At 30.6% G+C, this 26,553-nt stretch carries 20 protein-coding genes; all 20 read left to right on the top strand.

Annotated elements, in window-relative coordinates:
* Positions 1-299 precede the first annotated feature (299 nt).
* Positions 300-1,388 carry a glycoside hydrolase family 88/105 protein gene (locus tag CLOCEL_RS11305; protein ID WP_010076778.1) on the top strand — a complete coding sequence of 363 codons (1,089 nt, stop codon included), beginning with the start codon at positions 300-302 and terminating at the stop codon, positions 1,386-1,388.
* Positions 1,389-1,471: 83 nt separating this feature from the next.
* A complete protein-coding gene (locus tag CLOCEL_RS11300) occupies positions 1,472-2,980 on the top strand; it encodes an MFS transporter (protein ID WP_010076779.1) in 1,509 nt (502 codons plus the stop codon).
* A 247-nt stretch (positions 2,981-3,227) separates the two neighbouring features.
* The gene (locus CLOCEL_RS11295) at positions 3,228-4,760 is read left to right on the top strand and encodes a glycoside hydrolase family 28 protein (protein ID WP_010076780.1); all 1,533 of its coding nucleotides are present in this window, start codon (positions 3,228-3,230) and stop codon (positions 4,758-4,760) included.
* Positions 4,761-4,855: 95 nt separating this feature from the next.
* Positions 4,856-5,551 carry a GntR family transcriptional regulator gene (locus CLOCEL_RS11290; RefSeq protein ID WP_010076781.1) on the top strand — a complete coding sequence of 232 codons (696 nt, stop codon included), beginning with the start codon at positions 4,856-4,858 and terminating at the stop codon, positions 5,549-5,551.
* A gap of 634 nt (positions 5,552-6,185) precedes the next feature.
* Positions 6,186-7,016 carry a polysaccharide deacetylase family protein gene (locus CLOCEL_RS11285; protein WP_010076782.1) on the top strand — a complete coding sequence of 277 codons (831 nt, stop codon included), beginning with the start codon at positions 6,186-6,188 and terminating at the stop codon, positions 7,014-7,016.
* 55 nt (positions 7,017-7,071) lie between these two features.
* On the top strand, positions 7,072-8,541 hold the full coding sequence (locus tag CLOCEL_RS11280; protein ID WP_010076783.1) for a tagaturonate reductase: 1,470 nt from the start codon (positions 7,072-7,074) through the stop codon (positions 8,539-8,541).
* Positions 8,534-10,021 (top strand): UxaA family hydrolase, encoded by a 1,488-nt coding sequence (locus CLOCEL_RS11275; protein ID WP_010076784.1) that lies wholly within the window; start codon positions 8,534-8,536, stop codon positions 10,019-10,021. Before CLOCEL_RS11280 ends, CLOCEL_RS11275 begins: the two co-directional genes overlap by 8 nt.
* A gap of 13 nt (positions 10,022-10,034) precedes the next feature.
* Positions 10,035-11,441 carry a glucuronate isomerase gene (gene uxaC / locus CLOCEL_RS11270; RefSeq protein ID WP_010076785.1) on the top strand — a complete coding sequence of 469 codons (1,407 nt, stop codon included), beginning with the start codon at positions 10,035-10,037 and terminating at the stop codon, positions 11,439-11,441.
* Positions 11,442-11,627: 186 nt separating this feature from the next.
* Positions 11,628-12,146: a cysteine hydrolase family protein gene (locus tag CLOCEL_RS11265; RefSeq protein WP_010076786.1), complete on the top strand. Its 519-nt coding sequence runs from the start codon at positions 11,628-11,630 to the stop codon at positions 12,144-12,146.
* A gap of 138 nt (positions 12,147-12,284) precedes the next feature.
* Complete coding sequence (gene sdaAB / locus CLOCEL_RS11260; protein WP_010076787.1) at positions 12,285-12,980, top strand: L-serine ammonia-lyase, iron-sulfur-dependent subunit beta; 696 nt, start codon at positions 12,285-12,287, stop codon at positions 12,978-12,980.
* Positions 12,970-13,839, top strand: a complete 870-nt coding sequence (gene sdaAA, locus CLOCEL_RS11255) for an L-serine ammonia-lyase, iron-sulfur-dependent, subunit alpha (protein ID WP_010076788.1) — start codon at positions 12,970-12,972, stop codon at positions 13,837-13,839. The genes sdaAB and sdaAA overlap by 11 nt, the downstream gene beginning before the upstream one ends.
* Before the next feature lie 213 nt (positions 13,840-14,052).
* The gene (locus tag CLOCEL_RS11250) at positions 14,053-14,535 is read left to right on the top strand and encodes an NADH-quinone oxidoreductase subunit NuoE family protein (protein WP_010076789.1); all 483 of its coding nucleotides are present in this window, start codon (positions 14,053-14,055) and stop codon (positions 14,533-14,535) included.
* A 14-nt stretch (positions 14,536-14,549) separates the two neighbouring features.
* A complete protein-coding gene (locus tag CLOCEL_RS11245; RefSeq protein WP_010076790.1) occupies positions 14,550-16,442 on the top strand; it encodes an NADH-quinone oxidoreductase subunit NuoF in 1,893 nt (630 codons plus the stop codon).
* 17 nt (positions 16,443-16,459) lie between these two features.
* Complete coding sequence (locus CLOCEL_RS11240; RefSeq protein WP_010076791.1) at positions 16,460-18,199, top strand: NADH-dependent [FeFe] hydrogenase, group A6; 1,740 nt, start codon at positions 16,460-16,462, stop codon at positions 18,197-18,199.
* A 468-nt stretch (positions 18,200-18,667) separates the two neighbouring features.
* Positions 18,668-18,895 (top strand): hypothetical protein, encoded by a 228-nt coding sequence (locus CLOCEL_RS23480; RefSeq protein WP_010076792.1) that lies wholly within the window; start codon positions 18,668-18,670, stop codon positions 18,893-18,895.
* Positions 18,896-18,898: 3 nt separating this feature from the next.
* On the top strand, positions 18,899-19,525 hold the full coding sequence (locus CLOCEL_RS11235) for a metallophosphoesterase (protein ID WP_341271463.1): 627 nt from the start codon (positions 18,899-18,901) through the stop codon (positions 19,523-19,525).
* A 180-nt stretch (positions 19,526-19,705) separates the two neighbouring features.
* Complete coding sequence (locus tag CLOCEL_RS11230; RefSeq protein ID WP_010076794.1) at positions 19,706-20,659, top strand: alpha/beta hydrolase; 954 nt, start codon at positions 19,706-19,708, stop codon at positions 20,657-20,659.
* 445 nt (positions 20,660-21,104) lie between these two features.
* Complete coding sequence (locus tag CLOCEL_RS11225; RefSeq protein ID WP_010076795.1) at positions 21,105-24,602, top strand: beta strand repeat-containing protein; 3,498 nt, start codon at positions 21,105-21,107, stop codon at positions 24,600-24,602.
* Positions 24,603-24,844: 242 nt separating this feature from the next.
* Positions 24,845-25,387 (top strand): calcium-binding protein, encoded by a 543-nt coding sequence (locus CLOCEL_RS23680; RefSeq protein ID WP_010076796.1) that lies wholly within the window; start codon positions 24,845-24,847, stop codon positions 25,385-25,387.
* A 207-nt stretch (positions 25,388-25,594) separates the two neighbouring features.
* On the top strand, positions 25,595-26,536 hold the full coding sequence (locus tag CLOCEL_RS11215) for an IS982 family transposase (RefSeq protein WP_010077629.1): 942 nt from the start codon (positions 25,595-25,597) through the stop codon (positions 26,534-26,536).
* The last annotated feature ends 17 nt before the right edge of the window (positions 26,537-26,553 follow it).

Raw genomic sequence — 26,553 nt, 5'->3', positions numbered from 1 at the left:
GTGAATTTCGAAAAAACATTAAAGAAATAAAGCTGAATTATCAACATTTATTTTAATAAATCGGCTTGTATCAATGGTTTATTTGATAAGGAGTAAAAATACAAAGATATTAAGATTATAAAGGCGATCTTTTCCAATAATAAAAAAACGTAAAAAAATATAAAAAAAAGTAAAACTAATATACTAATTACTATTGACTTTATAATAGCTAGGTAATATAATAAAGATGTGGAAAGAATACGTTTTCAAGAAATGGAAAATTGAAAGAATAATATAGAAATAGGAGAGGGAATGTCGCAATGAGAGATTATGCAAAATGGATGGCTGATTCAGTCATAGCAAGAAATACTGATTTAACTAGCTACTGGGCTTATGAGTTTGGATTAACTTTAGATGGTATCGCTGAGGTATGGAAACAAACTCAAGACGAAAAGTATTTCAAATATGTAAAAGATGCTATGGATACTTTTATAGGAGAAGATGGAAGTATTAGAGGATATAGAGTAGATGAATATAATATCGATCATTTAAATAATGGTAAAATTGTATTGACTTTATATCAAGCAACTAAGGAAGAAAAATATAAAAAAGCCTTAGAATTATTAAGAACACAAATTAATAATCATCCAAGAACAAGAGAAGGTGTCTTCTGGCATAAAGAAATATATCCAGAACAAATCTGGTTAGATGGATTATATATGGGTGCAACTTTTTATGCAAAGTATGTAAACGAATTCGGGGATGTTGCTGAATTTGATGATATAGCAAAACAATTTGTTATAGCAAAACAACATCTTATAGATGAAAAAACAGGCTTATTATATCACGCTTATGATGATGCTAGAGTACAACCTTGGGCAAACAAAGAAACAGGCTTATCAGCACATTTCTGGAGTAGATCTATGGGGTGGTATGTTATGGCGTTAGTTGATACTTTAGAAGTATTACCTAAAGATAATAAACATAGAGCTGAAATGTTAGAGATATTCCAAAATACTGTTGATGCTTTAATAAAAGTAGCTGACAAAGATAGCCATGTTTGGTATCAAGTATTAGACCAAGGCGATAGAAAAGGTAATTACTTAGAAGCTTCTGGTTCTTCAATGATAGCTTATTCTATATTAAAAGGTGTAAGAATAGGCTTGTTAAGAGAAGATTTAAAAGAATTTGGACAAGCATCCTTTAAAGGTTTAGTAGATGAATTTATTCTTGAGACTAAAGAAGGTAACATAAATCTAAATAAGATTTGTTTTGTAGCTGGACTTGGTGGTAAAGATAACAGAGATGGATCATTTACTTATTACATTAGCGAACCAATAGTTGCAAATGAACCAAAGGGCTTAGGACCATTCATATTAGCAGCTGCAGAAAACAATTTATTAAACTAAAGTTAATAATGATTATTGTAAACTTATTGCAATCATCTTAATTATTATTAAAAAGCACGAAAATAAAAAATGGAGGGAAAAAAATGAAAAAGAAAATTAGCATTAAACATATGATAGGTTATGCATCTATCAACTTCTTAGGAAGTGGATCACAGAATATAGTTCAATTATACCTATTAATATTTTACACATCTCTTTGTAATCTTAGTGTATTACAAGCAGGGTCTATATTCGCAGGTACAAGATTCCTTGATGCTGCTCTAAATCCTATAATGGGGTTCATTACTGATAACTTTGGAAAAACTAGATTAGGTAGACGTTTTGGAAGAAGAAGATTCTTTATATTACTTGGAGCACCATTATCTTTACTTGTGTTTCCAATGATGTGGACAGTTGGTCACTCTTATGCATACTATTTCGGAATCAACATGATTTGGGAAATGGTATTTACTATGGTTATCGTTTCTACAATTGCATTGCCAGCAGAAATGGCACAAACTGCAGCTGATAAAACAAAACTTGTTGCTGCTAAATCTTATTGTGGAACAATAGCTAATATGATATCTTCATTCATACCAGCTCAATTATTCGTAATGTATGGTGAAAATAATCCAGATGCATTCCATTTAACAGGTATTGTTTATGCAGTTATACTTGCACTTTCTTTAGTTGTAGTTTATTCACTTACATTTGAAAGAGCACCAGAAGACATCGTTTACTCAAACGAAGCTCATGGTATAGGACAAGTTTTGAAAAAATTACTATTAGATATCTCTTCAACATTAAAAGTAAAATCTTTCAGAATACATACAATTATGATGCTTTTAATCGGAATTTATAAAAACTTAGCTAATAGCGTATTTACTTATTTCGTAGTTTATTGTTTAGTGTTAAGTAAGTCTGTTACAGGTTATATTTCAGCTTTCTCAACATTAATTTCTTTAGCAACGTTAACATTGTTCGTTGCTCTTGCTTATAAATTTGGCGGACCAAAAACTTTAAGAGTTGCTACTTCACTAGTTGTTTTAGCTGCGCTTGGATTATTTGGATTAACATTCTTAAAAGGTACAAGCTTAATAATTCCAGCTTTAGTTGCAGTTCAAATCATAAATACAGTTGGTAAGGGTGGTGCTGACTATATACCAGTATTCCAATTACCATTCATGGCTGATATTGATGAAGCTGTAACAGGTACTAGAAGAGAAGGTATATTCTCAGGGGTTAATGGAGCTATGTCTAAAATCGCATACGGTGTAGAATCATTATTACTGGGCTTTGGATTACAAGCATTTGGATTTGTTAAAGGTGCTAAAGAACAACCTCAATTAGCTATAGTAGGGGTAGTTATTTTCGCAACTGTAGTTCCAACTGTGTTACTTATTACTACTGTAATTGTTTCAAGAAAATTAAAATTAAATAAAGAAACTCATAAAATTTTAGTTGATGAAGTTAATAGAGTAAAAGCTGGTGGTTCTAAAGCAGATGTTACACCAGAAGCTAGAGAAGCAATCGAAGAATTAACAGGATTTGCTTATGAAAATTGTTTTGGAAACAACAATGTAGGATACCATTCAAAAGCTGCTAACGCATAAAATATAAATATTTAGTGCAAATAAATAATTGATAATATATAGTAGGTAAATGTATCTTATGTTTATCTACTATATTTTTTTATAATATATACGGTTCATTATTGTGGCTACAACCGAAAGTATACGGATATGTTGAAAAAGTAGTATACCTTATGAAGCGTCTCTATTGATTGTTGGTTATAGATAACAGTGTAGTTATTATATAATGAAAAATGAACTTGTAAAATTTTTTTTTGGAGGAGCATTTATGGAACAAAATAAATTTCAGTGGAATCAAAAGCTTTATGATTTTATCGAAGAAAAAGTAAATAAAAACATGCCTATGATAGGTAACTTAATGGAATATAGAATTACAGATGAAAGATATACAAAGCTTATTAAAGAAATCAATGAAGAATACTTTACTCATGTTGATGGAACTTATAAAGGGACAAAGTCAGAACTTAAAAAAGATAAAGAGTATATAGCAAAAGCTTTAATAAGAAATGTTCAAGAAGTAACTTATTATGGTGATGCAATACAAAGAGCTATTGATGAAGCTAATAGTAATAAAGACGGTGGGAAAGTTATAATACCAGGAAGTGAAAATCCTGAAGCTCCTAATGTCTATTATACAGGAGCTATAACATTAAAAAGTAATGTTATACTTGAAATTCAGAAAAATGCAATACTTAGATTTGTTAGAAATAAGACAAATGAATTCTATCCATTAGTATATACTAGATGGGAAGGGGTTGAAATGATGAATTTTTCTCCATTTATATATTCTTATGAAGCTGAAAATATAGCTATAGTTGGGGAAGGGGTACTAGATGGAAATGCTGATGAATTTAATTGGATGCCATGGAAGTTTGGATATTTTAAAGAAGAAGATCAGCAAATTCAAAGAGAAAGATTATTTGAGTTAGGTCAAAAAAATGCTGATGTAAGAACAGAAAGAATATTTGGGGATGATGTTTCCACTATAAGACCACCATTTATTCAACCATATAAATCTAAAAACATTCTTATAAAAGATGTAAAAATAATTAACTCTCCTTTTTGGGAGATAAATCCTGTACTCTGTGAAAATATAAAAGTAGATAATATAAAAGTGGGCACAAATTTATATAATAATGATGGTGTAGATCCAGAATCATGTAAAGATATGATTATAGAGAATTGTTACTTTTTAACAGGGGATGATTGTATAGCTATAAAGTCAGGAAGAAATAATGAAGGAAGAAATATTGGTGTTCCTACTGAAAATGTTATTATAAGATATAATGAGTTTAAGGACGGGCATGGTGGTATTACTATTGGTAGTGAAATATCTGGAGGAGTTAATGATATATTTGCTCACGATAACTATTTCGATAGTAAAGAACTTGATTATCCTATAAGATTTAAGACTAATGCAGAACGTGGTGGAAAGTTAGAAAATATCTACGTAAAAAACAGCACTGTTAATAAGTCTAAAATAGCTGTTATACATGCCGATTTTTTCTATGAAGAAGGTACTAATGGAGATCACAAACCTATATTAAGAAATATTACATTAGAAAACATAAAGACTGTCGAAGGTGGAAGTATTGATGCAAAAAATGCTTTGTACATAAAAGGGTTTGAGCATGCGCCTATAGAAAATATTGTTATAGAAGATGCTATTTTAAATGGTGTTAACGGAGAAGCTATTCTTCAAAACGTTAAAAATATAACATTTAAAAACGTATCTATAAATGGTAAGAAGTTAGCAGATAAAACTTTCCATGTAAATAATGAGTTTCAAGAAATAATTTAATAGTTATTTTTAAGTTAATATATTGAATAATTTAGAGTATCTAGTATACTAAACATAAGAAAATGATATATGGGTACGTATGGAGGAGATAATATTTGGTACTATATGATAAAAACGAGAATGAAAGTGGAAAAGATTATGCTTATAGAGTGTTGAAAGAAAACATAATGTCTCTAGAACTTAAGCCAGGAGAATTACTAAGTGAAATTGAACTATCAGAAAAACTAGGTATATCAAGAACTCCTATAAGAGAAGTTTTGATGAAACTTAAAAGTGAACATTTAATAGAGGTAAAACCACAATCTGGGACGTATGTTTCATTAATAGATCTTGATTTAGTTCAAGAAGCTAGGTTTATGAGATTTGCATTAGAAGAAAAAGTGCTAAAATCAGCTTGTGAGGAGTTCAATGAAGAGCTATTTGTTGAATTGGATAAAAATCTATATGCCCAACAAATACTTGCAGATATGGAGGGGGGGGAGAAAGAATTCCATAAGTTAGATAACCGCTTCCATGAACTGTTTTTCTTAGGAGTTAATAAGGTAAATGTTTGGCAGAGTATACTTAATATAAGTACTCATTATAATAGAATGAGACTACTATCTCAGGCTGAGGATCCTAAGAAGGATGTAGTAGAACAGCATGCTGAGTTTATAAAGGTTATAAAAGAAAAGCATATAGACAAAGTCGAATCATTAATTAATGATCATATGAGATATACAAAGAAGAGTTGGGAACATCTTCTAGAGGAAAAAAATGAATCTCATAACTTTTTCAAGATAAATAAATAGAATACTGATTTTAAAAAGATGCTTATATGAAGCATCTTTTTTTCACAAAAATATAACTTATATAGGATTTGATAAAAAAATTCATATGTTATATTGTTTTTCAATATGTTCATAGGAGTTTAATGTGATCTCAGTAATAGACCTTATATTCTTAAAATAAATTTTAAGAATATAAGGTCTATTACTTTAATCAACAGTTAAAATAGGTTTGTTTTTAATATTTATATTGATATTTTAGTGATAAATCTCTGAGAAAAGCCTTGAAAAGGGTTGCAAAATGTAACAAAAGATGTATAATAGAACTATAACTAGTATACAAGTAAGGGAAGGGCACAGGAATTAGAACATAGAAATTTTCAAACTGTTTATAGGAAATCATGCAATTATAAGGGATTTATCATTGATTTTTATGTGAAAAATAATACCAGTTTAAGTATCAGTTTTAAACACTTGGTATACAAGCAAGGATTTAAGTAATTACATTAAGATGTATGACAGTTTATAGATGCTTAAAATAATAGATTAAATTTATTATTAATAATACTTTAAAGCATGTTTGAATTTTAAGTAATAAATATGTTTATATGGGTAGTTCAAAGTTTATAAGAACTTAATTTTTAGGAGATGAAGGAAAGTGGCCAAGATATACAGATGTTTTCCCGATGGAAAATTTAAAGTATTAACTATGAGTTATGATGATGGGAAAATTACAGATAGAAGATTAGTTAATCTTTTTAATGATTATGGAATTAAAGGTACATTCCATTTAAATTCAGGATATATGGAACAAAATGATCCAGTGTTGACCTTGCCATATGAAAAAAGAATTCCTAAAGAAGAAGTAAAGGAATTATATAAAGGTCATGAAGTAGCTTGTCACACCGTGACTCATCCGACTATATCTCGGTGTCCTATGCCTCAGGTAATAGAACAAATTTTAGAAGATAGAAAAGTTTTAGAATCAATTGTTGACTATACTGTAAGAGGATTCTCTTATCCAAATGGTTCTTACAATAATGAAATAAAAGATATGCTAAGACATGTTGGAATAGAGTATTCAAGAATAGTTGGAAATAGTGACAATTTTAAGATGCCAACAGATTATTATCAGTGGCAATCTACTTGTCATCATCTGCATAATTTACTTGAACATGCAGACGAATTTATTGGTTTATCCAAAAAGCAATATTTATATATGTTTTATGTTTGGGGTCATAGTTATGAATTTGAAAAAGATAACAACTGGGAAGTTATAGAAGAATTTTGCAGAAGAATAGGTCATAGAGATGATATTTGGTATGCAACCAATATAGAAATAGTTGATTATCTAAAGGTGTGTGATAATTTGAAGTTTGCAGCAGATGGAAGTTTTGTCTATAATCCTTCAGTAGCATCAGCTTGGGTTGTTATAAATGATGATAATATAGTTGAAATCCCAGGTGGAGCAAAAGTAAATCTCAAGTAAATTTAATAAAAAGTAAAACTATAGATTAAAAAAATATTATGAGGTGAATATTCTTATGCTAAAGAAACTAAGTGTTGAATGTTTAAATGAAAAGCAAAGATCGATATATGATAAGGTTGTAAAAAGTCCAATAAAAGTTATGCAAATAGGTGAAGGAAACTTTTTAACATCATTTTTTGATTGGATGTTATATAAAGCAATAGAAGCTGGAAAATATGAAGGATCAGTAGCATTAACTTGTCCTTTAGATTTTGATAAAAAGATAAATATCTTAAAAGAACAAGATATGTTATATACAGTAACGCAAAGAGGTTTTAAGGATAATGTTGAAGTTGATGAAAGTGATATAATCTCAGTATTTTCAAAAGTATTCAACTATAATGTTGATTGGAATTCATTTATGGAGATAGCAGAGCTTGAAAGCTTAGAAGTAATTATATCTAACACTACTGAAGCTGGACTTGCTTATAAAGAAGTAGAATTAGATAAAGTATCAGTTGACGGATTATATCCTGGTAAATTGACTGCATTCTTAATGCATAGATTTGAAAATATTAAAGATAAGACAAAAAAATTACTTATCTTCCCATGTGAGTTGCTAGATGATAATGGTAAAGTCCTTGAAGAAATGGTAAAAAAGCACGCTGAAAGTTTTGGGACTAGTGATGAGTTTAAAACTTGGGTAAATGAATCATGTGTATTTCTAAATAATTTAGTTGATAGAATAGTTCCAGGATTCCCAAGAGAAAATACAGAAGCATATTTTGAAAAGTTAGGTTATATAGATGAAGCTGCTTCAGTATGTGAGCCATTTTTCTTATGGGGAATCGAAGGTAGTGAAGAATATGACAAAATATTACCATTAAAATCAGCTGGATTAAATGTCAAATGGGCAGATTCATTATATGACATACATTTACTAAAAGTTAGTATACTAAATGGGTCACATACTTTGATAACTCCACTAGGAATTTTAAAAGGATTTGAAAGAGTGGATGAGTTAGTTGAGGATCCAGAAGAAAAAGCATTTTTAAATGAAGCATTACAAAATGAAATAATACCATCATTGAAGAATGAGGATGCAGAAGGATATGCTAAGACAATTCTTCAAAGATTTAGAAATCCTCACTTAAAACATAAATTAGAATCTATATCAATGAACTCAGTATCTAAGTTTGTTAATAGAGATTTACCTACTGTAAAAGCATATATCGAAGATAACAATTCTTTACCAAAGAACATGGTAATAGGTCTTGCTGGTCTTCTTAGATTTTACCAAATAGAAAAAAAGGAAGACAAATATATAGGACACAATTTTAAAGGAAAAGAATATCCTGTATTTGACGTTATAAACGTATTAGACTTTATGTGCAATATGAACAAAGAATACTCAATAAAAAATCAGAATTATGTAAAAGCCATATTAAGTAATACAGAACTATGGGGTGAAGATTTAACTAAAATTGAAGGGTTAACTGTAGCTGTAAGTGAAGCATTGGAAAGTTTGGAGAGAAAGTATGCATAGAATAGTTAAGATAAATCATGATGATGATGTAGTCGTACTATTAGAAGATAGTACAATAGGCGAAGTCATTGTTGCTGATGAACAAGAAATAAAATTGCTAAATGATATACCTAAAGGTCATAAAGTAGCCATAAAAAATATAGAAAAAGGACAAGATGTCCTTAAATATGGCTACAGTATCGGAAAGGCTAAAGAAGATATCAAGGTTGGAGAATGGATTCATTCTCATAACCTTGGAACAGGTCTTGGAGAAATATTAGAATACAACTTCAAGGGTGCTATGAAACAAACTGTTAAAGAAAATAGCGCTATTACCTTTAAAGGATATGTTCGTGACAATGGTGAAGTTGGTATAAGAAACGAAATATGGATTATTAATACAGTTGGCTGTATTAATAAAACTTGTGCAAACTTAGCAAGGGAAGGAAATAAACTTATAAATGATAAAGTAGATGGTGTTTATCATTTTGAACATCCATTTGGATGTTCTCAATTAGACTCTGATTTAGAGAACACTAGAAAAATTCTAGCGAATCTAGTAAATCATCCTAATGCAGCAGGTGTACTTGTAGTTGCTCTTGGATGTGAAAACAATACTTTAGAAAGTTTTAAGGAACTTCTTGAACCTATAAATGAAGAAAGAGTTAAATTTTTAAGGGTTCAAGATGTTGAAGATGAAATTGAAGAAGGAAAGAAGTTATTAGGAGAATTAATTCAATATGCGTCTAAGTTTGAACGTGAACATGTTAATATATCTAAACTAAAGATAGGATTAAAATGTGGAGGTTCAGATGCATTTTCAGGGGTTACAGCTAATCCATTACTAGGAAGAATATCAAATGAAATAACTTCTTTAGGTGGAACAGCTATACAAACTGAAGTACCAGAAATGTTTGGAGCTGAGACTATTCTGTTTGATAGGTCTATAAATAAAGAGATATTTGATAAGAGTGTAGAGCTTATAAATGATTTCAAAGAATATTTTATGAGATATAATCAAGTGATTTATGAAAACCCTTCACCAGGAAATAAAAAAGGTGGAATTACAACTTTAGAAGAAAAATCACTAGGTTGTGTTCAAAAAAGTGGTAAAGCTGTTGTAACAGATGTTTTGCAATATGGTGATAGAGCTACCAAAACGGGGTTAAATCTTATCTCAGGACCTGGTAATGATCAAATTGCAGTTACAGTATTAGCAGCTGCTGGAGCTCATATTGTATTATTCACTACTGGAAGAGGAACTCCATACGGTGGTAGTGTTCCAACTTTAAAAATTTCAACTAATACTGATTTATATAACAGAAAGAAAAATTGGATTGATTTTAACGCTGGAGAACTTATTGGCTCCAATAATCCTGAAAAAATTGATGAAGAATTCTTAAAATTAATTATAGATACTGCATCAGGTGATTATAGAGCAAAGAACGAAGTTAATGATTATAGAGAAATAGCTATATTAAAAGATGGAGTTACATTATAGGAGGGTATTTGACATGAAAGAGTTTATGGGAGAAGATTTTTTATTATCAACTGAAACTGCAAAAACACTTTATAACGAATATGCTAAGGATATGCCTATTTTTGATTATCATTGTCATCTAATTCCGGAGCAAATTGCTACAGATAAAAAATATAACAATATCACTGAGATATGGTTATATGGAGATCACTACAAATGGAGAGCAATGAGAAGCTACGGCGTTGATGAAAAGTATATAACAGGAGATGCAAGCGACTTTCAAAAGTTTAAGGCATTTGCTTCTGTAATGCCATATTTAATAGGCAATCCAATATATCATTGGTCGCATTTAGAACTTAGAAGATATTTTGGTGTGACAGAAGTATTAAGTGAAAAAAATGCTGAAGAAATTTGGAATAAATGCAATGAAGTAATAAAGAGTTCTGGATTCAGTGCAAAGTCAATAATTATGAATTCCAATGTTAAGTATATTGGAACTACAGATGATCCAGCTGATAGTTTAGAATTTCATCAAGAAATAGCTAGTGATAAGAATTTTACATGTGAAGTAAGACCTTCATGGAGACCTGACAAAGCCGTTAAGATAGGAAACCAAGACTTTGCTGAATATATAAAATTATTAGGTGCTACTGAAAATACAACTATTACATCTTATGCAAAGCTTTTAGATGTCCTTAAAAAAAGACTGAAATTCTTTGTTGAGAATGGTTGCACAATAACAGATCATGCTATGGATAGAGTTTATTTTAGAGAAACTACTGAAGAAGAAGTTGATTCTATTTTTAAGAAAGCATTAGCTGGTCAAGCTTTATCACAAGAAGCAATAGAAAAATATGTTACATTAACAATGATTAAGTTAAGTGAGATGTATCATGAACTTGGAATGATTCTACAATTACATATTGGTGCTTTAAGAAACAATAATAGTAGAATGTTTAAAAAACTAGGCCCAGATATAGGCTTTGATAGTATTGATGATGGTGAAATAGCTCAACCTTTATCAAAATTATTAGATGCACTAGAATCTCAAGACAAGTTACCAAAGACAATATTATATTGTTTAAATCCTAAAGATAATGAAGTTCTTGCAACTATGCTTGGAAACTTCCAAGGTGGTGGAATTGCTAGTAAAATCCAATTTGGATCTGGTTGGTGGTTCCTTGACCAAAAAGATGGAATGATAAAACAATTAACAGCATTATCTCAATTAGGGCTTGTTAGCAAATTTGTTGGAATGCTTACTGATTCACGTAGCTTTTTATCATACACACGACATGAGTATTTTAGAAGAATACTTTGCAACTACTTAGGCGAGTTAGTTGAAAACGGAGAATATCCAGCTGATATGGAAGTATTAGGACAAGTGGTAAGAGATATTTGCTATAACAATGCAGTAATATATTTTAAAAATCAAAAATAGTTTTTATACTTTAGACTGACTATGGTTATTATTAATCGTAGTCAGTCTTTATTAATATCAATTAAAACTCGAAAGCAAATATAATAATATATTGGGATAAGGAGCCACTTTAATAAAACTTGACATAATAACACATATAATGAGATAGTTTTTAATATAATTTTGTTTACATAAAGGAGAAGAAATATGGAAAATACAGCATTATTAGTGGTAGATGTTCAAAATGCATTAGTATCTGAAAAACCTTTTGCGCTGGAAGAAGTTATAGGAAATATAAAAAGATTAATTGAGATATGCAGAAAAAATAAAGTGGAAGTAATTTATGTTCAACATACAGATGAAGAACTAGTTAGAAACTCAGAAGGATGGAAAATCTATGAAGAAATAAGTCCAAATGAAAATGAGAAAATAGTATACAAAAGCTTTAATTCTTCTTTTAAGAATACAGAATTGAAAGAATATCTAGATAGTAAAGGTATAAGTCAGTTAATTATTACAGGAATGCAAACAGAATATTGTATAGATGCTACCTGCAAGGTTGCTTTTGAATATGGCTTCAAGTTGATTATGCCTGAAAAGACAAATACAACATTTGATAATGGAAATATTTCAGCAGAAACTTTATATGAATACCATAACTTTAATATATTTAAGAACAGGTTTGCTGTTGTAGAAAATATAGAAGATACAATAGCAAGATTTTAATAAAACTTAATAATAATAGAGTAAATCAGTTATAGGTATTGTTTAATATTAAAAAGATTTTTGAATAATCCTACCTGCGATTGTGGGAACCTATAATACAAAAGAAAAGTTTTATGAAGAGGAAAGTAGGCGAGCTAGGTGAAGGAATATAGTGTATTTGATATTATTGGTCCTATAATGATAGGTCCATCAAGTTCTCATACTGCTGGAGCTGCAAGATTAGGGAAAATAGCTAAAGCCATTGCAGGTGGGGAAATTGAAAATGTTGATTTTTTACTTCATGGATCTTTTAGTAAGACATATAAGGGGCATGGTACAGATAGAGCACTTGTAGCTGGGATTTTAGGACTAGATCCTTGGGATGAAAGGTTAAGGGACTCAATTAGTATTGCAGAGGAACAAGGAATCAGTATAAGATTTCTTGAGACAGATCTAGGCGATGTACATCCGAATACAGTAAAATTTCTAATTACTTTAAAGGATAATACTTTAGTCGAAGTGGTAGGTTCTTCGATTGGAGGCGGAAATATTATAATAAATGAAGTGGATGATGAAAAGTTAGAGTTTAGTGGTAACTATCCAACGTTAATTATAAAACATAAGGATTTGCCAGGAATGATCTCAAAAGTTAGTGAAATAATATCAAAGCAAAATATAAACATAGCATTTTTAAAGGTTTTAAGGACAAGTAAAGGCCAATCAGCAACTATGATATTTGAAACTGATAGTACTTTAAATGATGATGTAGTAAATGAAATCAATACGCTAAACCATATTGAAAATGTACGAATGATAAATCCTGCAAAGAAAGGTGAAGAGAATTATGTTTGTTAATTCAGGCCAAGAACTTGAAGCTATTTGTAGTAAAGAAGGACTACGTATTTGGGAATATACTCTTAGAGCTGAAGAAGAAGGAAATGATAGGAAAGCTTTAATAGAGCATATGCGAAAAAACCTTGAAATAATGAAGAGTTCATCAGAGCAAGGACTAAAAAAAGAAATTAGATCTGTAAGTGGATTGATTGGTGGCGATGCTATCAAAATTGCAAATTATGCTAAAGATAGTAAGCCTTTATGTGGAGAATTTTTAACTAATGCCATGGCTAGAGCTTTATCTTGCAGTGAAGTAAATGCTGCTATGGGCAGAATCGTAGCAGCACCTACAGCCGGTTCTTGTGGGATTATTCCAGCGGTGATAATTTCTGCAGGAGAAAGATTAGGAAAAAGTGAAGAAGAACTGATTCAAGCATTGTTCACTGCTTCAGGAGTGGGTATTATAATTGCCAAAAATGCTACATTATCAGGGGCAGAAGGCGGTTGCCAAGCGGAATGTGGATCGGCAGCTGCAATGGCGGCGGCGGCTGTAGTAGAGATGATGGGCGGAACTCCAGCAATGGCATTAGATGCAGCAGCCATTGTTATCAAAAACGTTCTTGGGCTTGTATGTGACCCTATTGCAGGATTAGTTGAAGTTCCTTGCGCGAAAAGAAATGTTGCTGGTACTGTTAGTAGCTTGACAACTGCAGATCTTGTAATGAGTGGAGTTAAAAGTATGATACCCTTTGATGATGCAGTTTCAGCTATGTATAGTGTTGGAAAACAGATGCCTTGTGAACTTAGGGAAACTGCTATGGGTGGATTAGCAGCTACAAAAACAGGTATTCTTTTAAAGGAACAAGTTTTGGGAAAATAGATCAAATATTTTGAAAGTCTTGAGATTAATTTCAAGGCTTTTTTAAGTTATCTCAATATAGGAGAAAACTTAAAAATAAAAGTAACCTAATAAGGACGTGGAGACTTTCATATAAAAATAAGCATAAACTTTTAAAATTATCTCTCACTTCATAGGTTTTTATGAATTTACAATATTCTATGAAATATATATATATATGAAGGAGTTGATAATATGTGCTGTTCTAACAAACTGAGTGAAGGGAAATATAAAGAGTTGGAAGAGTTTATAAAGCTTCATAATAATAACGAAGCTCATCTCATCGTCATATTGCATAAAGCACAAGAACTTTTTGGCTATTTACCAAGAGAAGTACAAGTTTTTATTTCAAAAAAACTTGGTATACCTTATTCAAAAGTATATGGGGTTGTTACATTCTATTCTTTCTTTTCAACAACAGCAAAAGGTAAATATGTGATAAATGTTTGTAAAGGTACTGCTTGCTTCGTAAGAGGTGCTGGCGAAATCTTAGAAGAATTCGAAAAAAAGCTAGAAATAAATCAAGGGGAAACTACTCAAGACGGAAAGTATACAATTGATACTCTAAGGTGCGTAGGTGCTTGTGGACTCGCTCCAGTAGTATCAGTAAACGGAAAGGTATATGGTCATTTTAATAAAAAAGACGTTGATAAATTAATTCAAGAGTATAGTGAATAAATGGGGGCTGTATAATGGAAAAGATAAAATCTTATTCAGAACTAAATCTATTCCATAAAGAGTGTAGAAAACTTTTAAGTCTGAGATACTCAGAGGATGTTGAAAAGTCAAAGGATAATAAAAAAGATAAAATTGAAGTATTAGTCTGTGGAGGGACTGGTTGTAAGTCTTCAAATTCTGATGAGATTATAAAAAACTTTAAACTTGAAATAGAGAATATCAATCTTTCAAGTAAAGTTTCTGTAAAGATGACTGGTTGTTTTGGGTTTTGTGAGAAAGGTCCAATAGTGAAGATTATACCAGATAACACCTTTTATATTCATGTATCACCTAAAGATGTAGCTGAAATAGTTGAAGAACACATAATAAACGGAAATATTGTTGATAGATTACTTTATGAAGAACCAACTTTGAAAGAAAAAATCACAAAGCAAGAAGAAATGAGTTTTTATAAAAAGCAAAGAAGAATAGCACTTAAAAATTGTGGAGTTATAGATCCTGAAGATATTAAAGAATATATTGGAGCAAAAGGATATTTAGCTCTAGGAAAAGTAATAAATGAGATGACTCCAGAGGATGTAATTAAAGAAATCACCGATTCTGGCTTAAGAGGTAGAGGTGGTGGTGGCTTTCCTACAGGCAAAAAGTGGAGTTTAGCGAAAGATTCTAAGGATGATATAAAGTATATAATTTGCAATGCTGATGAGGGTGATCCAGGTGCTTTTATGGATAGGGCAATTCTTGAGGGTGATCCAAACAGTATAATTGAAGCCATGGCAATAGCAGGATATGCTATTGGAGCAAGTAAAGGGCTTATATATATACGAGCTGAATATCCATTAGCAGTTCAAAGGCTTATGATTGCTATAGAACAAGCAAAAGAAATTGGTGTAATAGGAGAAGGAATTTTAGGAAGCAGCTTTAATTTTGATGTGGAAATTAAATATGGTGCAGGAGCTTTTGTTTGCGGTGAAGAAACTGCGTTAGTGCATTCTATAGAGGGGTGTAGAGGAGAACCAACTACTAAACCCCCATTCCCTGCTGAAAAAGGTCTTTTTAATAAACCAACATCAGTAAACAATGTAGAGACCTTTGCTAATATTACAGCTATCATAAATAATGGCTCTCAGTGGTTTAGTTCTATTGGAACAAATACATCAAAAGGCACCAAGGTTTTTGCTTTGGCTGGAAAAATAAAGAATGTAGGGCTTGTAGAAGTACCAATGGGAATTAAACTAGAGGAAATTATTTATGAAATAGGTGGAGGCATTAAAGACAATAAAGAATTCAAGGCTGTTCAAACAGGTGGTCCATCTGGTGGATGTATCCCTTCCATGCTATTAGATTTACCAATAGATTATGAATCTTTAAATGCAGTAGGGTCTATGATGGGCTCTGGCGGTATGATAGTTATGGATGAAGACGATTGTATGGTTGATATAGCCAAGTTCTATCTAGAGTTTATTGTAGATGAATCTTGTGGAAAATGCACTCCTTGTAGGGTTGGTAATAAACGATTATTAGAAATTTTGAACAAGATTGTAGAAGGAAAAGGAACAGAAGATGATATAAAAAAATTAAAAGATCTTTCAAAAGTAATTAAGGATACAGCACTTTGTGGTTTAGGACAAACAGCACCTAATCCTATTTTAAGCACTATGACTTATTTTATGGATGAATATAACGCTCACGTAGATGAAAAAAAATGCGTAGCAGGTAAATGTAAAAAACTCGTTAGATATGAGATAACCGATGAATGTATTGGATGCACAAAGTGTAGTAGAGCATGTCCAGTACGCTGTATCAGTGGAAAGATAAAAGGAAAACACATAATCGATCAAGAAAAATGTATTAAATGTGGAACTTGCTTTGAAGGATGTCCAGTTAAAGCGATTAAATTGGGCTGAAAGGAGTTGAGGTAGCTATGGAATTAATTCAGTTAACTATCAACGGAAGAAAAGTCGAGGTTGAAACAGGAACTACTATACTAGAAGCAGCTAAAAAACTAAATATTGAAATTCCAACACTTTGTCATTTAAAGCTCCAAGATGGAAAACATGTTAGTTGTACGTCCTCCTGTAGAGTTTGCTCTGTAGAAGTCGAAGGGAAAAAGAATTTAGTAGCAGCTTGTTCAACACCAGTAGCTCCCTATATGGTTGTAAAAACAAATACTCAAAAGGTTGCAAATGCAAGAAAAACTCTTGTGGAATTACTTCTCTCAGACCATCCTCAGGATTGTTTGAAGTGTCAAAAGAATCTAAAATGCGAACTCCAAAAAATAGCTTCAGACTTAAATATAAGACAAATTAGATATGAAGGGGAAAGAACAAAAACACCTACAGATTTTTCTTCAGTGTCCATAACAAGAGATGTAGATAAGTGTATTTTATGTAGAAGATGCGTAAGTGTATGTAATAATATACAAACTATTGGGGTTTTAAGTCCTGTTTTTAGAGGATTTGAAACAATAATATCTACTGCTTTTATGGAGCCTTTAGCAGAAACTAATTGTACTAATTGTGGACAGTGTGTAGCAGTTTGTCCTACTGGAGCATTAAGGGAAACAAACGATGAAGATAGAGTATGGGACGCTTTAGATGATGAAGATAAATATGTAATAGTCCAAACTGCTCCAGCAATTAGAGCAGCATTAGGAGAACAATTTGGTTTGAAACCAGGTACAAATGTAACAGGAAAAATGGTTTCAGTATTAAAAGCATTGGGATTTAAAAAAGTATATGATACTGATTTTGCTGCGGATTTGACCATAATGGAAGAAGCGAATGAATTAGTTAATAGGATTAAGAATAATAAAGATCTTCCGCTTTTAACAAGTTGCTGTCCAGGATGGATAAAGTTCTTAGAACATAACTATGGAGAATTCTTGAATCTGCCTTCAAGTTGTAAATCTCCTCAACAAATGTTTGGAGCTATCGCCAAAAGTTATCTTGCAGAAAAGCTAGGAGTTGATCCAAAGAAAATGGTTGTAGTATCAATTATGCCATGTACAGCAAAGAAGTTTGAAGCAAGTAGAAAAGAAATGGAAGTTGATGGAATAAGAGATGTAGATATTGTCTTAACTACTCGTGAACTGAGCAGTATGATTAGGAGCGCTGGACTAGATTTAAATGATTTTGAAGATGATGATTTCGATAATCCTTTAGGTGAATCAACTGGTGCAGCTGTTATCTTTGGAAATTCAGGAGGAGTAATGGAGGCAGCACTTAGAACAGCATATGAATTGATTACTGATCAAAAGCTAGAGAAGATAGATTTTCAGGCTGTTAGGGGCCTTGATGGAATAAAATCTGCTACTATAAAAATTGGTGACTTAGATTTAAAAATTGCAGTTGCAAGTGGATTAGGTAATGCAAGAAAATTAATGGAATCAATAAAAAATGGCGAAAATCAATATGCTGCAATTGAGATTATGGCTTGTCCTGGTGGTTGTATTGATGGAGGAGGTCAACCTTTTATAAGGGGAGATAGAGAAATTCTGAAAAAGAGAACTGCTGTTTTGTATAATGTAGATGAAGGAAAGGATATAAGAAAATCCCATGAAAGTCCTATTATCAAGGAAATATATAATAAATATTTAATTGAAGCAAATGGTGAAAAAGCTCATAAGTTACTTCATACTCACTATAAAAATAGACATAGTTAAAATTTTGATTATATGTGATATGAAAAATGATTCTAGCCTAGCTAGAATCATTTTTGCATATTATAACACAAACATTTTGTAATAAATCCTTTAATGGTCTAAGAAAGCCTGCAGCATAATCTTTTAAATTATCTTTGCAAAACTGAATTGAAATAGTTATAGAGTTTACTAATAAGAAAAAATGCTGAAAGCTTAGATGTAAGTATTAGAATTTTATCCTATGCAAGGTATAATATTGTTAATTATATAAGAACCGTTATGGATGAAGTAATATACATGATATTATGGATATAGACAGAAAGTGGATTTTGGATAATTATATAAAATGCCGAGAGTTACTTGCAAAAGTAGTGAAGAAGTTACAAAAGCTATACATACGCTTATTGATAATATAATTCTATATGTTGATACTAAATATTATATAATATAAAGAAAAACTAGTTTATAACAATAAAAAGGGGAGATAACGTGAGGTTAAAAGGAAGAAGAAAAAATATTATTATTGTTACTATCGTTATTTTTATTGGGTTATTTGCTTTTTTAAAATGGCAAAATAATTCTATAATCATAAATGAAATAATATTCAAAAATAATAAGATTCCAGAAGTGTTCAATGGATACAGAATACTGCATATATCTGACCTTCATAATAAAGAGTTTGGAAATGAGCAAAGTGATATATTAAGGAAAGTTTAAAAAATAAATCCAGATATTATCGTTATTACAGGAGATTTAATCGATTCAAATAATACCAATATTGAGGTTTCTATGGATTTAATAAACCAAGCCATTGAGATTGCACCTATATGCTATGTTTCTGGAAATCATGAAGCTTTGTCTGGTTCATATGATAGTCTAAAATTTCAATTAGAGAAAGTTGGAGTTACTGTTTTAGATAACGAAAAAACTGAGATTTTTAAAGAGACTAGTTCTATTGACTTAATAGGATTATCTGATATTTCATTTAGCCAATCAAAGGGGTTAGAATATGGAGGTAATATAGAAAACAAAAACTTATTAAAAACTCTAACAGAGACAAATAAACAGTTCAAAATTCTACTTTCTCATAGACCAGAATTGTTTGATGTGTATTCAAGTAGTGGGGTAGATTTAGTTTTTTCTGGACATGCTCATGGTGGCCAATTTAGACTTCCCTTTATCGGAGGATTAATCGCTCCAGATCAAGGATTTTTTCCTAAGCTAACTGAAGGTATTCATACCAATAATAATACGTCAATGGTTATTAGTAGAGGCTTAGGCAATAGTATTATTCCTATAAGAATATTCAACAGACCAGAACTTATAGTTGTTGAGTTATCAAAATAAGTTCGCTAGTTAAACAATCTTATTTAATACATTATATCAACAAATTAATCTCACAGAGTCATAGTAAGAATCTATTTTTAAATAACAGAATTTATAAATGAAGCGCTAATTACATAAACCTCGTAATTATAGTATAATAATAAAGTAGTCTATTCAACATTAAGTTAAGGGAGAATATATATGATTACTGAAAAGATATATTTGAATGAAGAAAAAAACGTATTTTTCAACACTTATTTGATTGAAAATTCAAAGGAACTTAAGCCAAATTCAAAACGTCCATCTATTGTAATTTGTCCAGGTGGCGGTTACTCTTTCACCTCTGATCGTGAAGCTGAACCTATTGCTTTAGCATTTGCAAGTAAAGGATATCATGCCTTTGTACTACGATATTCTGTGGGTTTAGATGCGAAAATGCCAAATCCGCTAAAAGAGTTAGCACAAACAATGTTATATATTCGCCAACGTTCTGAAGAATGGTTTGTAGATGAAAACAAAATTCTTGTTTGTGGATTTTCAGCAGGCGCACACTTAGCAGCTTCATTAGGTGTATTCTGGAATAATAAAGATTTATTAGAAGAATATCAACAGAATTTTGATGTTATTAAACCTAATGGAATGATTTTAGGATATCCTGTTTTAGATTTAGATAGTTCAGCAAAACGTTTAGATATTGGTATTGAAGGTTATCCTGAATATGATACAATCCAATTCGGACAACTTTATCCAGGCATTGCATATGAAGATATATTTAAACGTGAAAATGGTAAAACCTACGTAGATTTTGCTATGGCAATGAATGCTTATATATTTGGAGGGTATTATACAAAAGAGCAAGAAGAATTTTATAGCCTTCAAAACCAAGTAACAAGTGATACAGCACCTGCATTTATATGGCATGCAGCACAAGATGGTTTAATCCTACCTGCAAATTCACTAAAATTTGCAACTGCGTTAAATGAAAAACAAGTACCATATGAATTACATATTTTTGGAACAGGTGGTCATGGATTAGGTCTTTCAAATGATATTACTTCAAATAATCCATGGGAAAGTGTTCCGCAATGCGAACCTTGGTTTGAGTTAGCAAATACTTGGATAAAGACATTATTCAAAGAAAATGCTTTTATGTAAATATCAATAGAATATTTGGGGAAAAGTGGCTCAGTTAACTGTAGCCACCTTTTTTATTTATGAGTCAATTTGCAAAAGTAGTTGAGTTTAAACATGAGATACCATATAAAGGAGATAAATGTGTTGAAAGGAAGAAAATTTAAATATATATACAGGCGAATATTTTATAAAATCGCTTATAAATGGTAGTTAAGTTTCAAATGAACTTAAAAAAAAACAAATATAATTAAAAGTTTCCATTATTATTTTAGTTTTCCGAGAAAAGAACGACTATGATAATATATTGGAAGATCCATTTGAGACCTTATTTAAGTAGAAAGGAGGAAAAAATAGAACTTATTTTATAAATAATGCTTATCAACTATGAAGACATTGCAATTTGTAGAAATTTGTCTTGGATTTTATGGTAAAAATCTTGTAAAGTAAAAGAAAGGGAGGAATATATATGAAAAAATATTTTAAAAAGATACTAGCGTTGATCTTAGTTGTAGTGATCTCTAATACCTTTATAATAAACTCATATGTAAGTGCACAAACAGTTAATTACACTTATAACATTAATTGTGGTAATGCAAGTATCTCAGATTATCAAGGAGCAGGTATAATAGGAGTAGACACTAATAATTTAAGCCCAGTAAATACTGCAGTTAAAGTCTTAAAGGGAATTAAAGGTAATGATTTAATTGAAGCAGAAATACAACAGATAGTTGACGATCTTCCAAATATGATAACAAATTCTTTGGCTTTGATAAATCAAGGCAGTGCAACAATGTATGATTATTCCTTATTAGGGATAACAGGTGTAACATCAAGTAATATAGTTGATGTTAATGATTATTTAACAGGAAAAAATCTTACTACAGTAGCAAGAGTACAAGCAAATGCAACAGTGATTATAACACTTATAAAAAATGTAAATAATGGTTATGCGACATGTAGTACATATGCTTCTCTTGGAATTACATCTGTTAATGCAGATAATTTTGATCTTATAAGTTTTGCAATTAAGAATGCAAAGGATACAAAAGGTAGCGACTTAGTGAAGTCCGAAATAGTATATGTAGTAAATAATATACTAAGTAATTTTTCAACTTACTTAAATGCAATAAATACTGGACAAGGATCTATATCAGATTATACTTCTTTAGGAATTACAGATGTAACTCAGATAAACTTAGCTGATGTAAATGATTTTGTAAAAGGAAAGGACAATAGCACCTTAGCTAAGCTACAAGCTAACGTTAAGTTAATTGTAAATGCACTAAATAATATTAATAATGGCTCTACAACATTGACAGATTATACAACCTTAGGAATAACAAAAGTTAACGAAGATAATGTTATAGCTATGAGTATAGCTATAAAAAATGCTAAAGTAGCAAACGGTAATAACTTAACCAAGCTGGATATAATAAATGTAATAGATATTACAATACTTGATCTAGTTGACATAAAAGACAGAATAAATAATGGACAAGCATCATTAAGTGATTACACTTCTATAGGTATAATGGGTGTAACACAAATAAACTTAGTTGATGTAAATGATTATGTGCAAGGAAAAGATAACAGTACTTTAGTTAAATTGCAAACAAATGTAACTGCAATTGTAAAACCTCTTAATAGTATAAATAACGGTTCAGTAACTATAAGTGATTATACTATCTTAGGAATAACAACAGTTAATACAGAAAATGTTACTATTATTAGCTTAGCAGTAAAAGCTGAAAAGGTTAAAAACGGAAGCAATTTAACAAAGGCAGACATAGCAAAAGTAGTAAGTGACACAATAATTAGTATAAATCAATCAAAAATAGCAATAAATAATGGACAAGGAGCATTAGCTGATTACACGCTAATACAAATAAAAGGAGTTACAAGTTTAAATTTAGCTGATGTAAATCAATATGTAACAGGGCGAGATAATACTACATTGGCTAAATTGCAAACTAATGTTTCAGCAATTGTAACTGCTCTTAATACTATAAGTACTGGTACTGCTACTATAAGTAATTATACTCTCCTAGGAATAACAACAGTTACTACAGAGAATCTTACACCTATTAACATAGCAGCGAAAAATGCCAGTACCTTGAAGTTAAGTAACTTAACAAAAGCTGAAATAGTAAAAATTGTAGCGGATACAATAGTTGACTTGAATAATTCTAAGACTATCATAAACACTGGGTTAGGGACGATAGCTGATTACACCTTGTTAGGAATAAAGGGCGTAACTGTCAATAATCTTTTAGATGTAAATGATTATGTAAAAGGAAAAGATAATAGCACAATAGCAAAGCTACAAGCAAATGTAACAACAATTGCAAATGCCCTTAATAGTATAAATAATGGTACTGCAACTGTAGTTAATTATACAACTTTAGGAATAACAACAGTTAATACAGATAATCTTACCCCTATCAATTTAGCTGTAAAAAATGAAATTATCTCAAAGGGAAGTAATTTAGTAAGAGCAGATATAATAAAGTTAGTAGCAGATACTATAATCATATTAAATGCTTCAAAGACTAACATTAATAATGGAGCTGCAACGCTTAATGATTATATATTGCTAGGAATAAAAGGAGTAACAGATACCAACTTAACAGATGTAAATTCATATGTAAAAGGAAAAGATAACACTACATTAGCGAAACTACAAACTAATGTAACAACTGTTGTAAATGCTTTAAATAGTATAAATAACGGTACTGCAATTGTATCTAATTATACTACAATAGGAATACTTTCTGTTAACACTGAAAATCTTGGCCCTATAAATTTAGCAGTAAAAGATGCGAAAACTCTAAAGGGTGATAATTTGTTAAAGGTTGAAATTGCAAAAGTAGTTTCTGATACAATAGTTAACTTAAATAACGCGAAAACTAATATAAACAACGGAAATGGAACAATTGATGATTATACATTAGTAGGAATAAAAGGAGTAACAGATATAAACTTGCCTGATGTAAACTCATATGTAAAAGGAAAAGATAATACAACAGTTGCTAAAATGCAAACCAACGTTACAACTATTGTTACAGCTCTTAATAATATAAATAAAGGCTTAGGTACTATAAGTAATTATACGACTTTAGGAATAACAACTGTTAATTCTGAAACCATTACCCCTATAAATGTAGCAATAAAAAACGCGTTACCGTTATACGGAAGCAACTTGACAAAAGCAGATATAGCAGTAATAGTACAAGATACAACAAATAGCTTTAATTCTTCAAAAAGTTCAATTGTTAATGGAAATGGAACCTTAGATGATTATACTTTTATAGGTATAAAAGGAGTTACAGAAATCAATTTAGATGATGTAAATTCTTACGTAGTAGGAAAAGATAATACAACCTTGGCTAAATTACAAACAAATGTTACAACAGTGGTAAATGCATTAAATTCTATAAATAATGGATCAACAGTAATGACCTATTATACAACTTTAAACATAACAGCAGTTAATACCGAAAATATTGGACCTATTAGTACAGCAATTAGAAATATGAAAACTATAAAAGGAAGTAACTTAACAATATCAGAAATTGTTCAATTAGTTAATGATACTATAACTGATTTGAATGGAGCAAGAAGCAGAATTGATCAAGGTCAAGGAATCTTAGATGATTTTACTCTAGTAGGTATAAAAGGCGTAACAGATATTAACTTAAGTGATGTAAATGATTATGTAAAAACAACTGATAATACCACTGTAGCTAAATTACAAGCTAATGTATCAATTGTTGTAAATTCACTAAATTATATAAATAATGGTTCTTTAGTCATAAATTACTATACAACTTTATCTATACTTTCAGTTAATTCAACTAATATCAAAGCTGTAAGTTTAGCAGTGAAAGAAGCTAAGGCAATCAAAGGAAGTAACTTAACAAAATCTGAGATACTTGCAATAGTAAGTGGAATTGTAGGAGTATAATGCATTAGCAACAAAGATTTAGAAGATGATTCTTATATTGAATAAGGATCATCTTTTTATTGTCTAATGAATAGCACTGTTTTATCTTACACCATGGACTTAAGAATTTTAATTATCTAAATATAATTACTAAAGAAACATCTGTATGAAACGAAATATGAGTTATAGGGAATTAAAACATTATATAGCTATAATTTGAATAAGTTCAAATTTAATGTAGTAACCAATTATGAGGAAAAAAGATGTTAACAGATAATAAAATCTTAGGAACCAATAGTAACAACACTGTAAATCTAGGAAGTGAAAGTATGCTTTCGTCTGATGTAAATGATAACCATATATTAAATGGTACCTTAGGAGATGACATCTTAGGTGGCGGAAGTGGAGATGATATTCTCGACGGCGGCTTTGGAAATGATATATTAGAAGGTGGACTAGGAAGCGATACTTATATATTCCAAAAGGGATATGGGGAAGATATAATAGGTAATTATACGCTAGGAAACAATGACTTAGATGTAGATACTTTAAGAATGATTGGAATAAGAGAAGAAGAAGTAAAAGCTGTAAGAAATGGACAAAATCTTATACTAGCTGTAGACGGCACTAACGATAAAGTAACCATTTGGAATTATTTTGACTATGAATCAGTTGATAGAACTTTTGCAGTTAACAGAATAGGTTTTGAAGGTAACGTAGTATGGGATGTTCAAGCTATACAGGAGATAACTAGTAATACAGTACTTGGAACTAATTACCAATTAATATTAGAAAAATCAGTATAAAATATAGCTGGAATCAGTGATAGCGGATTAGCAAATGTGAGTTAAGTTGCAAATTCTACTGTTCCAAATACAGATCAATATCTATTTAATTTAACCCGTTGTGCTAGTTAAATACGCTGGCAATACTTACAAATAGAAAAACTCCAGCATATTTGCTAACCTATCATTAAAAAACACCACTAATCTAATGATAGGAGGCTAACCTATATGCCAGAGTTTAATAAAGATTCTACCATAACAATAAATGACTTAAAAGATTTTATTGTTGTCACTTATGTTATAATTGATGACTTTTACCAAAAAGTAACTCCAACATTTATTAAAAATCGTCGTAACATCGCTAAATCAGTAATGACTGATAGCGAAATAATTACGATTTCTTTAGTAGGTGAACTCTTAACCATTGACTCTGAAAAAGCATGGTTTGGATTTTGCTCTAAAAACCTACGAGACTTATTTCCCAACTTTTGTAGTAGGCCGAGGTTTCATAGAGTTAGAAAGTCATTATTTCGAGTCATTGATGAAATTCGTAAAGAGTTAACGAAATTTCTTAACTATCAATATGACCGAATGAGAATTGCAGATAGTATGCCAATTCCTGTGTGTAAGTTTGGGAGAGCTCATTTCCATAAAGCTTTTAAGCCGGAGGCTGCCTACGGGCGATGCGCTTCGAAAAAAGAAACATATTATGGATTCAAATTACATGCTTTAGTAGCCCTCGATGGCTATATCACAGATTTTACTGTAACAGCAGCAAATATTGATGACAGAGATGTCGTCTGGGAACTCACAGCTAATTCAGAGATTGATATACTAATAGGTGATAAAGGATATATAGGTCAAAAAGTTGCTTCGCAATTAAAAGAAACAAGGTACATTCGTCTTTTAACAATAAATCGTAACAATAGTAAAACTAAACTTTTAAAACCTTTTAGGCAGTTGATATTCAAGGCTCGTCGTAGAGTAGAAACTACTTTTTCTCAGCTCTCCGAGCAATTAAATATGCAGAGGGTTCTTACAAAATCAACTTGGGGATTTGCCACAAGAATATCAAATAAAATATTAGCTCATAATCTTTGCTATTTTATAAATAAATTTTTTAATATAGGTATAGAAATATCAAAGATTAAAGAATTAGTATTCGGATAATAATTTCCAAAAACAGT

It is taken from the genome of Clostridium cellulovorans 743B (genome assembly GCF_000145275.1).
GTDB lineage: Bacteria > Bacillota > Clostridia > Clostridiales > Clostridiaceae > Clostridium_K > Clostridium_K cellulovorans.
This window is presented reverse-complemented; position numbering and strand designations above follow the sequence as displayed.